The sequence below is a fragment of the Pseudonocardia sp. genome (assembly GCF_035305885.1).
GTDB lineage: Bacteria > Actinomycetota > Actinomycetes > Mycobacteriales > Pseudonocardiaceae > Pseudonocardia.
In genome coordinates, this window is sequence record NZ_DATGOP010000006.1 from 55,340 (window position 1) to 70,331 (window position 14,992).

Annotated in this window: 13 protein-coding genes; 7 read left to right on the forward strand and 6 right to left on the reverse strand. The window is 75.4% G+C overall.

Annotated features, from left to right (window positions below):
• Positions 1-4: 4 nt before the first annotated feature.
• Both hutH and VKZ81_RS00750 read right to left on the reverse strand, forming a co-directional pair.
• Positions 5-1,552 (reverse strand): histidine ammonia-lyase, encoded by a 1,548-nt coding sequence (hutH, locus tag VKZ81_RS00745; RefSeq protein WP_324239387.1) that lies wholly within the window; start codon positions 1,550-1,552, stop codon positions 5-7.
• A gap of 58 nt (positions 1,553-1,610) precedes the next feature.
• Complete coding sequence (locus VKZ81_RS00750; protein ID WP_324239388.1) at positions 1,611-3,788, reverse strand: MMPL family transporter; 2,178 nt, start codon at positions 3,786-3,788, stop codon at positions 1,611-1,613.
• A gap of 124 nt (positions 3,789-3,912) precedes the next feature.
• On the opposite strand from VKZ81_RS00750, the gene VKZ81_RS00755 reads away from it, so the two are divergent.
• The 4 genes from VKZ81_RS00755 (at position 3,913) to VKZ81_RS00770 (ending at position 8,874) form a co-directional block, all read left to right on the forward strand.
• Positions 3,913-6,513, forward strand: coding sequence for a PEP/pyruvate-binding domain-containing protein (locus tag VKZ81_RS00755; protein WP_324239389.1), 2,601 nt, complete (start codon positions 3,913-3,915; stop codon positions 6,511-6,513).
• A gap of 29 nt (positions 6,514-6,542) precedes the next feature.
• A complete protein-coding gene (gene ku, locus VKZ81_RS00760) occupies positions 6,543-7,529 on the forward strand; it encodes a non-homologous end joining protein Ku (RefSeq protein ID WP_324239390.1) in 987 nt (328 codons plus the stop codon).
• Positions 7,526-7,684: a hypothetical protein gene (locus tag VKZ81_RS00765; RefSeq protein ID WP_324239391.1), complete on the forward strand. Its 159-nt coding sequence runs from the start codon at positions 7,526-7,528 to the stop codon at positions 7,682-7,684. The genes ku and VKZ81_RS00765 overlap by 4 nt, the downstream gene beginning before the upstream one ends.
• A 254-nt stretch (positions 7,685-7,938) precedes the next feature.
• On the forward strand, positions 7,939-8,874 hold the full coding sequence (locus VKZ81_RS00770; RefSeq protein WP_324239392.1) for a LysR family transcriptional regulator: 936 nt from the start codon (positions 7,939-7,941) through the stop codon (positions 8,872-8,874).
• Positions 8,875-8,883: 9 nt separating this feature from the next.
• Here VKZ81_RS00770 and VKZ81_RS00775 read toward each other — a convergent pair whose 3' ends face one another.
• A complete protein-coding gene (locus VKZ81_RS00775; RefSeq protein ID WP_324239393.1) occupies positions 8,884-9,909 on the reverse strand; it encodes a hypothetical protein in 1,026 nt (341 codons plus the stop codon).
• A 116-nt stretch (positions 9,910-10,025) separates the two neighbouring features.
• Positions 10,026-10,514 (reverse strand): hypothetical protein, encoded by a 489-nt coding sequence (locus VKZ81_RS00780; RefSeq protein WP_324239394.1) that lies wholly within the window; start codon positions 10,512-10,514, stop codon positions 10,026-10,028.
• Between the two features lie 316 nt (positions 10,515-10,830).
• Between VKZ81_RS00780 and VKZ81_RS00785 the strand changes: the two genes are divergently transcribed.
• Together VKZ81_RS00785 and VKZ81_RS00790 are read left to right on the forward strand one after the other, a co-directional pair.
• Positions 10,831-11,205: a hypothetical protein gene (locus tag VKZ81_RS00785; protein ID WP_324239395.1), complete on the forward strand. Its 375-nt coding sequence runs from the start codon at positions 10,831-10,833 to the stop codon at positions 11,203-11,205.
• An 85-nt stretch (positions 11,206-11,290) separates the two neighbouring features.
• Positions 11,291-11,974 (forward strand): DUF6766 family protein, encoded by a 684-nt coding sequence (locus VKZ81_RS00790; RefSeq protein WP_324239396.1) that lies wholly within the window; start codon positions 11,291-11,293, stop codon positions 11,972-11,974.
• Positions 11,975-11,986: 12 nt separating this feature from the next.
• Here the strand turns inward: VKZ81_RS00790 and VKZ81_RS00795 are convergent, their stop codons facing one another.
• A complete protein-coding gene (locus VKZ81_RS00795) occupies positions 11,987-13,744 on the reverse strand; it encodes an ABC transporter ATP-binding protein (RefSeq protein ID WP_324239397.1) in 1,758 nt (585 codons plus the stop codon).
• A gap of 76 nt (positions 13,745-13,820) precedes the next feature.
• On the opposite strand from VKZ81_RS00795, the gene VKZ81_RS00800 reads away from it, so the two are divergent.
• Entirely contained in the window at positions 13,821-14,396 is a 576-nt protein-coding gene (locus tag VKZ81_RS00800) for a TetR/AcrR family transcriptional regulator (RefSeq protein ID WP_324239398.1), read from the forward strand.
• Between the two features lie 4 nt (positions 14,397-14,400).
• On the opposite strand, the gene VKZ81_RS00805 is transcribed toward VKZ81_RS00800, so the two are convergent.
• Positions 14,401-14,649: a hypothetical protein gene (locus VKZ81_RS00805; RefSeq protein WP_324239399.1), complete on the reverse strand. Its 249-nt coding sequence runs from the start codon at positions 14,647-14,649 to the stop codon at positions 14,401-14,403.
• Positions 14,650-14,992: the final 343 nt, after the last annotated feature.

A 14,992-nucleotide genomic window follows, 5' to 3' on the forward strand; every position in this document is an offset into this window, starting at 1 on the left:
GGCGTCAGCGCAACGGGCCGGTCACCGACTCGGCGGCGGCCAGCAGCTCACCCGCGGTCACGAGCTGCACGGCCGCCTCGATCTCCGGGGCGAGCACGCGGTCGGGGCCGGGCCCGGCGACGGCGGCGCGCAGGCGGTCCCGCGCGGCGCCGGTGGCGGGGGCCGGGGCGAGCGGGGCGCGCAGGTCCAGGGCCCGGGCGGCGGTGAGCGCCTCGATGGCCACCACCCTGGCGAGCCCGTCGACGGCGCGGCGCAGCTTGCGCGCCGCGGACCAGCCCATGGAGACGTGGTCCTCCTGCATCGCACTGGACGGGATGGAGTCGACCGACGCGGGGGCGGCGAGCCGCTTGAGCTCCGACACGATCCCGGCCTGCGTGTACTGCGCGATCATGTGGCCGGAGTCGACGCCCGCGTCCTCGGCGAGGAACGCCGGCAGCCCGTGGCTGCGGGCGACGTCGAGGATCCGGTCGGTGCGTCGCTCGCAGATGGAGGCGACGTCCGCGACGGCGATCGCGAGGAAGTCGAGCACGTACCCGACGGGGGCGCCGTGGAAGTTGCCGTTGCTCTCCACCCGCCCGTCGGCGGTGACCACCGGGTTGTCGACGGCGGCGGCCAGCTCGCGCGCGGCGACGGCGTCGGCGTGGGCGAGGGTGTCGCGGGCGGCGCCGTGCACCTGGGGCGCGCAGCGCAGCGAGTAGGCGTCCTGCACGCGGGTGGTGGCGTGGGTGTCGTGGCCCGCGATGATCGCCGAGCCCCGCAGCAGCGCGCGCAGGTTGGCGGCGCTGTCGCCCTGGCCGGGGTGCGGGCGCAGCGCCTGCAGGTCCGCGGCGAACACGGTGTCGGTGCCCAGCAGCGCCTCGACGCTCATCGCGGCGGCGAGGTCGGCCGTGGCGAGCAGCCGGTGCAGGTCGGCCGAGGCCAGCAGCAGCATGCCGAGCATCCCGCTCGTGCCGTTGATGAGCGCGAGCCCCTCCTTCTCCGTCAGCTCGACGGGGGCGATGCCGGCGCCGGCGAGCGCCTCGGCCGCCGGGCGCAGCGTCCCGTCGGCGCAGCGGACCTCCCCCTCCCCCATCAGCGCGAGCGCGCAGTGGGCGAGCGGCGCGAGGTCGCCCGAGCAGCCCAGCGAGCCGTGCTCGCGCACCACGGGGGTGATGCCCGCGGAGATCATGTCGGCGTACGCGATCGCGGTCTCGGGGCGCACCCCGGTGCGGCCGGTGGCGAGCGTCGCGAGCCGCAGCAGCATGAGCGCCCGCACCACCTCGCGCTCGACCTCGGGCCCGCTGCCCGCGGCGTGGGAGCGCACGAGGCTGCGCTGCAGCTGGATCCGCCGCTCGACCGGGATGTGGCGGACGGCGAGCGCACCGAACCCGGTGGAGACCCCGTAGTGCGGCTCGTCGTCGCCCGCGAGCGCCTCGACGACCTTGCGGCTCGCAGCGATCTCACCGAGTGCCTCCGCCGACAACGTGACCGGCAGGCCGTCGCGCGCGACGGCGACGACGTCTCGCGGGGTGAGCGGTTCCGTGCCGATGACGAGGGGAGCACAAGGGGGCATCCCACAATCTGACACCCATCCCGGAAGTGCGACCAGCGGCCAGCCGTGGGTGGCGCGATCACGCTCCGCGAATTCCCGCTGCCTGGAAGCCCGGTGCGTCCTCCCGCAGTCCGATGCGCTCGTGCAGGCGGCGCAGCGGGGCGGGCGCCCACCAGTTCGCCGCGCCCGCGAGCCGCATCGCGGCCGGGACGAGCACCCCGCGGATCACCGTGGCGTCGACGAGCACGGCGAGCGCCATCCCGATCCCGAGCTGTTGCAGGAACACCACCTCGCTGGTGGCGTACACCGCGAAGGACGCGGCGAGGATCAACGCGGCGGCCGTGACCAGCGGCGCGGACCGGGCGATGCCGCGCGGCACCGAGCCGACGACGTCGCCGGTGCGGTCGAAGTCGGCCTTGATGCGGGCGAGCAGGAAGACCTCGTAGTCCATCGACAGCCCGTAGCCGACGCAGAACATCAGGATCGGGATGCTCGGCTCGATCACCCCGGTCGGGGTGAACCCGAGCAGCCACGACAGGCCGCCCTCCTGGAAGCCCCACACGAGCACGCCGAACATCACGGTGAGCGACAGCAGGTTCAGCACCGAGGCCTTCACCGGCGCCAGCACCGACCCGGTCATGAGGAACAGCACGACGAACGTCACGAGCACGACGAGCGCGGCGACGAGCGGAAGCCGCTCGACGACGCCCGCGCGGTAGTCCGCGACCTCGGCCGGGTAGCCGCCGACCAGCACCGGCGACGGCGCCGGCAGCGCCCGGACGGCGGCGACGAGGCCGGTCGGGTCGGTGGCGAGCCGTTCCCCGGTGGGGAGGACGGACAGCCAGGTGCCGCCGCCGGGCCCGGTGAACCGCGCGGCCCCGGCCTCGCCGGTGCGCGCGCCGGCCTCGAACGAGCCCGCCGCGGAGTCGACGCGCAGCACGCCGTCGATCCGTGACAGCGCGGCCGCGTACCCGGCGACGTCCCCGGGCGCGAGGTCCGGCGCGACGACGTGGATCGCGTCGGCCTCCTCGGTGGCGAAGCCGGCGCGGATCGTGTCGTACATCGCGCGTACCGGCTGCGACGGCGGCAGCAGGCGGTCGTCGGGCGGGCCGAACGCGACGGCGGCGGCCGGGGCCCCGAGCAGGACGAGCACCGCGAGCCCGGCCCCGCCCGCGGCGACGGGACGGTGCATCACGCGCTGCGCGGTGCGGTACCAGAAGCCGTCGGTGCCGGGCGGTGCGGCGCGGCGCTGCACCCGGTGGCCGGCGAGCCGCAGCGTCGCCGGGAGCACGACGACGGCGGCGAACACCGCGGCGGCGACCACGGCCACGCCCGCGTAGGCGAACGAGGCGAGGAACGGGAACGGGAACACCAGCAGCACGGCGAGGGAGGCGGCGACGGTCGCCCCGCTGAACGCGACGGTGCGCCCGGCGTGCGCGACCGCGGCGCGCACCGCGGCGTCGACACCGCGGCCCGCGGCCAGCTCCTCGCGGAAGCGGTAGGTGACGAAGAGGCCGTAGTCGACGCCGAGGCCGATGCCCAGCACCAGCGCGATGTTCGCCGCGAACGTCGAGACCTCGGTGACCAGCGCCACCACCCGCAGGATGCCCAGGGCGGCGACCACCGCGACCACGCCGGTGGCGAGCGTGAGCAGCGCAGGCACGAGCCGCCGGTAGACCAGCCACAGCAGCAGCCCGACCAGCGGCAGCACGACGAGCTCGGCCCGGACGAAGTCGGTGCGCGCCTGCTCGGCGACCACGCGGAAGACCTCGTCCGCGCCGCCGAGCTGCAGGTCGACGGCGCCGCCGTCGAACGGGGCGATCGCGGCTTCCAGCGCCGGGAGCACGCCGGTGCGCACGTGGTCGGCGTCGCCGGGCACCCAGGCGAGCACCAGCGCGTGGGTGCGGTCGGCCGAGGCGAGGGTCTCGGGGGTGCCCCGCGTCCAGTACGACCAGGCGTCACCGACGCCGGGCTGCGCCGCGACCCGCTGCGTGAGCGCCGCCCCCGCCGCGGCCACCTCCGGGTCGTCGACGTCGCCGTGGCGGGCGGTGACCAGCACGGCGACGTTGGGGCTGCCGGTGGAGAACCGCTCGGCCAGCGCGGCGCGCGCGGCGAGCGACTCCGAGCCCGGCGCCTCGAAGCGGTTCAGCGACAGGGCCTCCACCGCGCCCGCGGCGAGCACCGCGAGCAGCGCGAGCACCAGCCCCGACAGGACCAGCACCCGCCGCGGTGCCGCGGTGACGAGACGACCGGGCATCGAGCGACCTCCACGAAATACGAGCGAACTCTCGTGTTTGCAGATTACGAGTCATTGCTCGCATTGTCCACACGATATTCATCGCTTGTTGAGTTTTGCCGGCAGCCGGTCTAGCGTGAGGTCCATGACCGGCGAAGATGTGGTCGTCGACCTCAAGGCCCTCGACGCGCAGGCGCTGCCCCGGGTGGGCGGCAAGGCCGCGAACCTCGGGGAGCTGATCGCCGCCGGTTTCCCGGTGCCGCCGGGGTTCGTCGTCACCACCGCCGCGTACCGGCGGGTGGCGGCGGCGCTCGAGGTGCCCGACCCGGCCCGCGCGCGCGAGGTGCTCGCGAACGCCGAGCCGCCGCCCGAGGTCGACCGGGCCGTGCGGGTCGCCTACACCGCGCTCGGCGACGGCGTCCCGGTCGCGGTGCGCTCGTCGGCCACCGCGGAGGACCTGCCGTGGGCGAGCTTCGCCGGCCAGCAGGACACGTTCCTCAACGTGGTCGGGGCCGACGCCGTGCTCGACGCGGTGCGCCGGTGCTGGGCGTCGCTGTGGACCGACCGCGCCGTGAGCTATCGCGAGACGCAGGGCATCGACCACCGGGCCGTGGAGATCGCGGTGGTCGTGCAGCGGATGGTCGAGGCCCGGGTGGCGGGCGTGCTGTTCACCGCCGACCCGGTGACCGGCACCCGCGGCCGCACGGTGATCGACGCCGCCCCCGGGCTGGGCGAGGCGGTCGTCTCGGGCGCGGTGAACCCCGACCACGTCGTCGTCGACGCCGAGGGCGTCCACGTCACCCCCGGCGACAAGGCGGTGCAGGTGCGCCCGCTGCCCGGCGGCGGCGTCGAACACGTGCCGGTCGCCGCCGCGGAGGAGCCGTGCCTCACCGAGGAGCAGGCCACCGCCCTCGCGGCCATCGGGCGCCGGGTCGAGGCCCACTTCGGCGCGCCCCAGGACGTCGAGTGGGCCATCGACGCCGACGGCGAGCCGTGGCTCACCCAGGCCCGGCCCATCACGACCCTCCACCCGCTGCCCACGCCTGCGGGCGAGGGGCTGCGCGTGCTGTTCTGCGCGAGCCTCGCGCAGGGCCTCACCCGGCCGCTCACGCCGATGGGCGTGTCGGGGATCCGGGTGATCACCTCGACGGCGTCCGAGCTCGCGTTCGGGGTGCCCGTCGCCGACCCCGTCACGGGGCCGCCCGCGGTGCGCACCGCAGGCGGGCGGCTGTTCATCGACATCACGCCGGCCCTGCGCAGCGCGCCGGGGCGGGCGCTCCTCCCCCGGGTCCTCGACCTCATGGAGTCGCGCTCGGCCGTCGTGCTGCGCCGCCTGTGCGACGACCCGCGGCTCGCGCCGACGAGCACGTCGTGGTGGCCGTTCCTGCGCAGGCTCGCCCGGGTCCTGCTGCGCTTCCGGGTGCCGCCCTTGGTGCTGCTCGCGCTGGTGCGGCCCGCGGCCGCGCGGCGGCACGTCGAGCGGATGGGCGACCGGGTGCGGGAGCTGACCCGCGCCCCCGCCGAGCTCACCGCCGAGGAGCGGCTCGACCACGCGATCCACGTGCTGCGCGCGGCCTTCCCCGTGATGCCCCGGATCGTGCCCGCGGCGGGTGCAGGCTTCCTCGCCCTCGGCGCGGCGCGCGCGCTCGCGGGCCGCGACCTGGACGAGTCCGCGGTCCACGAGGTGCTGCGGTCGCTGCCGCACAACAGCACCACCGAGATGGACCTGCGGCTGTGGGCGCTCGCGCGCAAGCTGCGCGGCGACCCGGCGTCCGCGGCGGCCCTGCGCGACACCCCGCCCGCCGAGCTCGCCCGCCGCTACCGCGACGGCACGCTGCCGCCCGCGCTGGAGAGCGGCCTGGCCGCGTTCCTCCTGCGCCACGGCCACCGGGCGGTCGCCGAGATCGACCTCGGCGTCCCCCGCTGGTCGGACGACCCGGCCCACGTGCTCGGCGCCCTGGCCAACTACCTGCGCCTCGACGACCCGCGGCTCGCCCCCGACGCCGTGTTCGCCCGGGGCGCCGAGGCGGCCGAGGCGGCCGTCACCGCCGTGGTCGACCGGGTGCGGGCGCGGTCCCGCCTGCGCGCCCCCGCCGTGCGGTTCGCCCTCGGGCGGGCCCGCGGCCTCGCCGGGCTGCGCGAGGAGCACAAGGACCAGCTCGTCCGGATCCTCTCCCACGCGAGGGCGCTGCTGGCCGGCGTCGGCGAGGAGCTCGCCCGTCGCGGCCTGCTCGCATCCGCCGACGACGTGTTCTTCCTCGACCTGGCCGAGGCGCGCGCCGCGCTGGCCGGCGCCGACCTGCGGGAGACCGTCGCCGCCCGCCGCGCGGACCACGACCGCGAGCTGCGCCGCCGCCACGTGCCGCGGGTGCTGCTGTCGGACGGCACGGAGCCCGAGGCGGTCGCCGCCCCGCAGGACGTGGCAGGGGCGCTGGTCGGGACGGCGGCGTCGGCGGGCACGGTCACCGCGCGGGCCCGCGTCGTGCTCGACCCGGCGGGCGCCCACCTCGAACCGGGCGAGATCCTCGTCGCACCGTCCACCGACCCGGGGTGGACGCCGCTCTTCCTCACCGCGGGCGGCCTCGTCATGGAGATGGGCGGCCCCAACTCCCACGGCGCGGTCGTGGCCCGGGAGTACGGCATCCCCGCCGTGGTCGGGGTGGCGGACGCGACGAGCCGCATCGCCACCGGCGACGAGATCACGGTGGACGGCGCAGCGGGGTTCGTCCGGCTGCCGACCGGCTAGAAGATCTTCGATACCGGGTACCCCGGCGCATGGCACGCGCGATCTGGACCGGGGCCATCAGCTTCGGGTTGGTCTCCATACCCGTCGGGCTGTTCAGCGCCACCTCCGACCACACGATCCACTTCCACCAGTTCGAGCGGGACACCTCCGACCGCATCCGCTACCAGCGGATCAACGAGCGGACGGGCGAGGAGGTGGACTACTCCGACATCGTGAAGGGCCGCGAGGTCGGCGACGGCGAGATCGTGCTCGTCGAGCAGGACGAGTTGGCCGACATCGCCCCGGGCCGGTCGCGCACCCTCGACATCGAGACGTTCGTCGACCTCGACGAGATCGACCCGATCTTCTTCCAGAAGACCTACTGGCTCGCCCCGACCGACGAGCGGTACGCGCGTCCGTACGCCCTGCTCCGCGAGGCCATGACCCGCACGAACCGGGCGGGCATCGCGACGTTCGTGATGCGCGGCAAGGAGTACCTCACGGCGCTGCGCGCCGACGGCGACGTGCTCGCGCTGGAGACGCTGTTCTTCGCCGACGAGATCCGCGACCGCTCCTCCCTCGACCTGCCGGGCGGCGTCAAGCCGAAGGGCAAGGAGCTGGACATGGCGACCGGGCTCATCGAGGCGATGAGCGGGGAGTGGAAGCCGGAGGACTTCCGCGACACCTACACCGAGCGCGTCGAGAAGCTGAGCGAGGACAAGCGCAAGGGCCGCGAGGTCGTGACCGAGGCCGAGCCGCCCGAACCGACGGCGATGTCGGACCTGATCGCGGCGCTGGAGCGCAGCGTCGCCGACGCCAAGGGCGGTGGGAAGTCCCAGAAGGGCTCGCAGAAGAGCTCGCAGAAGGACGCGCAGAAGAAGCGGAACGGCTCGCCCGACCTGTCCGAGCTGAGCAAGGCCGACCTCGCGAAGATGGCCCGCGAGCTCGACATCAAGGGCCGCTCCTCGATGAGCCGGGCGAAGCTGGAGAAGGCGGTCGCGGAGGCGTCCTCGGAAGGGTCCCGGAAGGCGTCGTGAGCTGCCTCGACTGCGCCCGCGACCTCGACCACTGCCACGGCGCGTTCGTCCGGCACGCCGACGGGACCGTCGAGTGCACCGATCCCGCCTGCGTCGACACCGGGCACGAGCGGCACGAGCTGGTCGTCGAGGACCACTCGGGGCTCTCCCGCTAACCACGGGCGGTCCGGTTCGCGCGCGCCACGAGCGTGCCGCTGCGGTGCGCCTGGAGCCGGCCGCATGCGCACCGGCTCCAGATGAGCGTGCCTTCGGACGTGACGTGGCGCGACACCACCTGGAACGGCTCGGCGGTCGGCCACCCGCAGTACGGGCAGCGGTCGGGGTCGGTGCATCGCATGCACCCAGCCTCGGCCACAAAACCTGTCAGGTCCATTTCACGTTCGTTCACCCGAACGTACAATCTGGCTGCATGTTCGACCTGCGTCGCCTGCACGTCCTTCGTGTGGTGCACCAGCTGGGCACGGTGACGGCGGCGGCGCGGTCGCTGCACCTCACCCCGTCGGCGGTGTCCCAGCAGCTGCGCCAGCTCTCCCACGAGCTCGACGTGCCGCTGCTCGAGCCCGACGGGCGCCGCGTCCGGCTCACCCCGGCCGCGCTGCGGCTGCTGCGCCACGCCGACGAGATCGCCGCGCGCTGGGAGGCGGCGCGCGGCGAGCTGCAGGCCGGGGCAGGCCGCTCCCCCGACCTGCTGCGGCTGGCCGGGTTCACCACGAGCCTGCGGACGCTGGTCGTCCCCGCCGCGGAGCACCTGCGCACCCGGGAGCCGGAGCTGTCGGTCCGGATCATGGAGGTGGAGACGGCCGCGGCGTTCGGCAGGCTGCTCGCGGGCGAGATCGACATCGCGGTGACGCTGCCCAACCAGGGCGGCCCGCCGCTGGACGACCCGCGGTTCGAGCAGGAGACGCTGCTCGACGAGCCGCTCGACCTGCTCGTGCGCCGCGACCACCCGCTCGTGGGCGCCCGCCCGGTGGCGCTCGAGGAGGCCGCGCACGAGCCGTGGGTCCTCCCGGCGCCGGGCACGTGCGACCACCAGGAGATCACCGCGGCGGCCTGCTCGGCGGCGGGGTTCACCCCGAAGGTGGCCCACGAGGCGATGGACTGGGCCGGGGTGGCCGCGATCGTGGCCAGCGGGTTGGGGGTGTGCCTCAAGCCGCGGCTGGTGCGGGTGCCGTCCGAGCTTCCCGTGGTGGCGGTTCCGCTCGCGGGGCCCGGCGCGCCGAAGCGGCGGATCCTGACCTGCACCCGCCGCGGCAGCCGCGCGCAACCGCACATCGCGGCGGGGCTGGAGGCGCTGATCGCGGCGGCCGCGACGGCCACCGCGCCGCGGATCCGTCCGGCGAGCTAGGAGGCCGGGTCAGTCCCCGCCGCCGGAGCCGCCGGAGTCGCCCCCACCGGAGCCACCGCCGGAGTCGCCACCGTCGGAACCACCGCCCGAACCGCCGTCCGAACCGCCGTCGTCCGAACCGTCGGAGCCACCGTCGTCGGAGCCACCGTCGTCAGAGCCACCGTCGGAACCGCCCTCGTCGGAGCCCCCACCGTCGGAGCCACCGTCGTCCGGCGGGTCGCTCGGCTCGGGGTCGGGCGTCGGCTCGGGGTCCGGCGACGGGGTCGGGTCCGGATCCGGTGACGGCGTCGGGTCGGGGCTCGGCGAGGGAGTGGGGTCCGGGCTGGGTGACGGGCTCGGCGTGGGCCGCGAGGTCGGCGGCTTCGACGGGCTCGGGTCGTGGTCGTCGCGGTCGCCGCCGGAGTGGTGGCCGCCGGAGTGGTGGCCGCCGGAGTGACCCCGGTCGGAGCGGTCGGACCCGGACGACGTGTGGGCCTCGCTCGTGGTGGGCGGCGCGGTCGGGGTGAGCGTGGGGTCGCCGAGCACGGGCGCGGGCGGTGCGACCGGGGACGGGGCGACCGGGCCGGCCGCGAGCGCTTCCTGCGGGGCGCCCGGGAGCAGCTGCGGGAGCGCCGCCGTGGCGAGCACGGTGGGGGCGTTCGCGGCGAGCTGGGCGAGCGCGGCGATGCTGCTGCCGGTCGCGATGTCGTAGTCGGTGCCCGACCGGTTCTCGCCCCCGGCCGAGAACAGGCGCGGGCCGTCGGTGACGTTGCCCGCGGCGCGCACGTCACCGCGCACGAGGTCGACGGGGGCGTTGCCGGTGGACAGCACGACCACGGACGACACGCTGGCCGCGGCCGCGCCGGCCACGGCCGTGGCGGCGAGCAGCGGGGCGGGCGAGACGCCCCGGGCGCCGCGCCGGTGCGAACCCGCAGGCCGGGCGGCGATGGCGTTCGACTCGCGAGAAAGCAGCGCCTCGACGCTGACGCCTCCGCGGCGCCCACGGGGCACCCGCGAGGGGCCCGGCGTCGCCGAGCTGTTACCGTGCGTGTCCACCTCGCGCACTCCTGGGGAGCGAAGACACCTGACCGGGTTACGGCCAGGGCCCGAATGGTGCATTCGTGCGGGGTGAATCTAACTCATCGTGTCCGGCGGCCGTCCAGTGCCACCGGTCACCGACACTCCTGGCGCAGCCGTTCGAGCCTCGCCTCGGCCTCGTGCATCTCCTGGGCGGCGCGCACCAGGTCCGCCACGAGCGGGCGGCGCAGCGGGGCCGCGGAGCGGGGGTGGCGCCGCCGCCACGCGATGAGCCCCGCGGCGATGCCGGCGGCCGCGGGGAGGGCGAGCAGGGAGAGGGGACCGAGGAAGGCGGTGGCGAGCAGCCACATGATCGCCAGGCCGGTGAGGATGCCGCCGCCGACGACGAGCAGCAGCATCTGCTGCCAGGTGGGCAACGGCCGCCACACCGCGTCGGCGGGCACCGGCGTGCTCGCGGCCTCCTTCAGGGCGCGGTAGCGGGCCGCGGCGGCCTCGGCCTCGCGCTCGGCCGCCTCCAGCTGCCGCGCCGCGCGTTCCTCGGAGCGGGTCCGGGCGCGCTGCCACGTCATGCCGGCGACCCCGCCCGCATCGATCTTGCCTGCGGCGCGGCTCGACACCCCCATGGACACCCTCGTTCACCTCCAACCCTGGTCAACGACCAGTACCCGTCGGGCCTGAAGGGCACCTCGCTCGATCCGGTGCAGATCCGGTCCCCGTGGGGTGCGCAGCGCCTGCCGAACGCCGGCACCGCTGCGCGATCCGCCGCCAACACCGCAGGTCACCCCCCGTCCACGATCGTCTGCCCGCTCCGGATCGGATCACGTGCGGGCGGGTGGGAGGCAGCCCGTCGCGGCGCGGTTCACCCTCACGTGCACCACAGGGCATCCGATCCGGTGAGCGGCGCGGTTTCGCCGCAGGCCCGCCCGGGTAGCTCGGATCATGAACGTGGCTCGGGCGTTCGCGCTGGGCGCTGCGGTCGCGATGCTCGCGGGGTGCGCCGCGACCCACCGCCCCGACGTCGAGCGGGTCGCCACGGCCTTCGCCACGGGTGACCCCGGCGCGCGCTGCGCGCTGCTCGCGCCGGCCACGCGGGCCGCGGTGGAACGGGCGGGGCCGTGCACCACCGCGATCGGCACCGCGCCCCCCGACGGCGGGCGGGTGTCGGAGACGTCGGTGTGGGGCGACAACGCCCAGGTCCGGCTGTCCGGCGACACGCTGTTCCTCACCCGCATCGGCGGCGGGTGGAAGGTCGCCGCCGCCGGCTGCACCCCCAACGGGGACCTGCCGTACTCGTGCCGCGTGGAGGGGCCGTGAGCGTGTCCCGCGCCTTGTTCGTCGCCTACCTGGTCGTGCTCGCGGTCGGGCTGGCGTACTTCACGCTGATCGGGCTGATGGGGCGATGAGCGGCGTGCGCAGGGCCCTGCGCGACAACGGCATCGGACTCGTCTTCGGCGGCCTGTTCCTGCTCGCGCTCGCGGGCCAGGCGGTCGCGGGGCAGGCGCAGTACAACGACCAGCAGGTCGCCGCGGGCGCCGAACCGGTCTCGCTGCTGCAGTTCGTCACGACCTCGACGTTCGCGGTGGACGTCGTGGAGAACTGGCAGTCGGAGTACCTGCAGTTCTTCCTCTACATCTTCTTCACCGTCTGGCTCGTGCAGCGCGGCTCACCCGAGTCGAAGCCGGTCGACGAGGCGGGCACGGAGACCGACGAGGAGCAGGAGGTCGGAGAGCACGCCGAGGCGGACTCGCCGGCCTGGGCACGCCACCGGGGCTGGCGGGGCGTGCTGTTCTCCCGCTCCCTCGGCATCGTGATGGGCGCGGTGTTCGCGCTGTCGTGGTTCGCGCAGTCGGTGGCCGGCTGGGCGGCCTACAACGCCGAGCAGCTGGGCAACCGGCAGGACCCGGTCACGTGGGTGGCCTACCTCGGCGAGCCCGACTTCTGGAACCGGACCCTGCAGAACTGGCAGTCGGAGATGCTCGCCGTGGGCTGCATGGCCGTGTTCGGCATCTACCTGCGCCAGCGGGGCTCGCCGGAGTCGAAGCCGGTCGGCGCCGCGCACGGCGACACCGGCGAGACCGGGTGACCGCCGCCCGGCTCACCCGGCGGGCGCGAGCGGGCGGTCGACGCGCAGCGCGGCGACGAGCCCGCGGTACAGCTCGTCGGACGCCATGAGCTCGTGGTGGGTACCGCGGGCCCGGATGCGGCCGTCCTCCACCACGACGATCGTGTCGGCGTCGACCACGGTGGACAGGCGGTGCGCGATGGTGACCACCGCGCCGAGGCGGGCCTGCTCGCGGATCGCGTCGTGCACCGCGGCCTCGGTGAGCCCGTCGACCTGGGCGGTGGCCTCGTCGAGCAGGAGCACCTCCGGGGTGCGCACGAGGGCGCGGGCGAGCGCGATGCGCTGGCGCTCCCCGCCGGACAGCGACGACGGGGTCAGGACGGCGTCGAGCCCGCCGTCGAGGGACTCCACCGCCTCCCGCAGCCGCACCCGCTCCAGCGCGGCCCACAGCTCGTCGTCGGTGGCGTCGGGGTGGGTGAAGCGGAGGTTGTCGGCGACGGTGCCGGGCAGGAGCGGCGTCTCCTGCTCGACGTAGGCGAGCCGGGCCCGCACCTCGGACGGCGCCAGCTCGGCGTACGGGCGCCCGGCCAGCAGGATCTGCCCGGCCTGCGGCTCGAGGAAGCGCAGCAGCAGGGCGAACAGCGTGGTCTTCCCCGCGCCCGAGGGGCCGACGATCGCGGTGTGCCCGCGGACGGGCACCACCAGGTCGACCCCGCGCACCGCGGGCGCGAGCCCCGGCCCGTAGGCCGCGGTGACCCCGCGCAGCTCCAGCGCGGGGTGCGACCCGGCGGACGGGGACCCGTCGGACGGCGCCGCGGCGTCCTGCGGCTCGAGCTCGAGGTGCTGGACCTGCCGGATCCGCCTGCTCGCGGCGATCCCGGCCTGCAGCCCCGTGAGGTTCTCGCTGAGGTCCATGATCGGCTCCATCAGGCCGAACGCGTAGAGCAGGAACGCGACGAGCGTCGAGACCTCGAGCAGGCCGAGCCCCACCCGCCACGCGCCGACGCCGAGCACCACGATGATCGCGAGCTGGATGCCCGACCAGGCGATCGTCCAGGCCACGGCCTCCCGGCGCACGCCGCGCACGCCGTGGCGCATCGCCTCTTTCGCGTGACCGACGATCCCGTCGGCGAGCCGCCCCTCGGCCCGGCTCGCCTTCACCGTGCGGATCGCCCGCAGTGCGGGCTCCAGCACGGCGCCGAGCCGCCCCACGTGCTCCTGCACCCGCTCCTGCGCCCGCGCGATCCCCGGCATGAGCACCGCGAACAGCGCGATGACCGCGAGGACCGCGGCGAGCGTCGTGGCGAGCAGCACCAGGTCGAGCACCGCCATCAGCACGAGCGTGCCGACGAGCATCACGACCCCGTTGGCGAGCCCCACCAGACTGGCCGAGATCGCCTCGCGCAGCAGGACGGTGTCGGAGGTGACCCGGGTGACCAGCTCGCCGGCCGACCTGCGGGTCAGCCCCGGCACCGTGGCGCGCAGGAACCGGCGCACCATCGACTCCCTCGCCTCCAGCACGACCCGCTCGCCCAGCGTGCCCAGCAGGGTCCACTGCAGCGCCGAGATGATCGCCCCGACGACGAACAGCCCCAACAGCAGGCCGATCGGGCCGGCGATCGACCCGGACGCCCCGAGCGAGTCGAGCACCCGCTTGGTGGCGAGCGGGATCGCCAGGCCGGTGGCGGAGCCGGCGACGGCCAGCGCCAGGCCGAGCAGCAGGGTGCGCAGGTGGGGCCGGGCGAAAGACCGGAGAACGCCGAACCCCGAGGCGACGGCAGGAGTACTCACGCTCAATAGTGGAGCATCAGTGTTCCGTTCTCGTCAAACCAGTTCCAATCCGGTGCAAGTTGCTACTCTTCCACCCGTGGTCGACGAGCCCGGAGCCGCCCCGGAGAGCGGCACGCGCGCCCGCACGCGGCGCGCCATCCTCGACGCGGCCGTGCGGGTGTTGTCCCAGCAGCCGAACGCGTCGCTGGCCGAGGTGGCGGCGGCCGCGGGGGTCGGGCGCACCACGATGCACCGCTACTTCCCCGAGCGCGCCGACCTGCTCACCGGGATCACGAACGACCTGCTGGAGAAGATCGCCGCCGCCACCGAGCGCGCCCGGCCGGACACGGGGCCCGCCATGGCCGCGCTGGAGCGGCTCTGTCAGGCCTACTTCGACCTCGGCGACGGCATCCTGCTCACCGTCAACGAGCCGCACCTGTTCACCGATGCGGCCTGGAGCCAGGAGAGCGAGACCGACCGAACGCTGCTGCGGCTGGTGAAGCGCGGGCAGGCCGAGGGCGCGATCGACCCCGACCTGACCCCGGAATGGGTGCAGAACGTGCTGTGGGCGCTGCTCTACGCCGCGTGGATGCACGCCCGCGACGACGACGTGCCCGAGCACGACGCGCTCGCCCTGTGCCTGCGCACGCTGCGCAAGGCCGTCGGCCGCTGAGATCTCAGCCCGGGCGGGCGACGTCGACGAACCGGGGCGGTTCCGGCGCCGAGCTCGGTGGGTCGACCGGGCGGATGACCTGCTCGACGTCCGAGGTGAGCGGGGGCATCTCCCCCGCGGCCCCGGCCGCCTGGATGACGCCGACACCCGCGGTGAACAGGACGACCACCGCGAACCACAGCGCCCCCCACGCCAGCGTGTGCGGCCGCAGGAGCCCGGCGAGCCCGAAGCCCTGGGGACCGCCAGCGGTCATGAGTCGTCCTTCCCCCGATGGGCCGGCGGCGACGGTCGCGGCCGGCGCGGGACGTGGTCCCGGGCCCCACTCCCGTGATCCGTCCCCCTCAACCGTCCATCGCCCGATCAGGGGGCCCCATTACGACCCGCAGCGCCCCGACGGGGCGTTTCACCCGGTCGGCGGCACCCCCCACCCCGGCGAGTCGCGCCCCGGGTGCGCGCGAGTCGCGCCCTCGGTGCGGGCGAGTCGCGCCCTGGGTGCGGGCGAGTCGCGGCCCCGTGCGCGCGAGTCGCGGCCCGGTGCACGCGAGTCGCGCTCTGGTGCGGGCGAGTCGCGCCCTGGTGCGGGCGTCGCGGCCCCG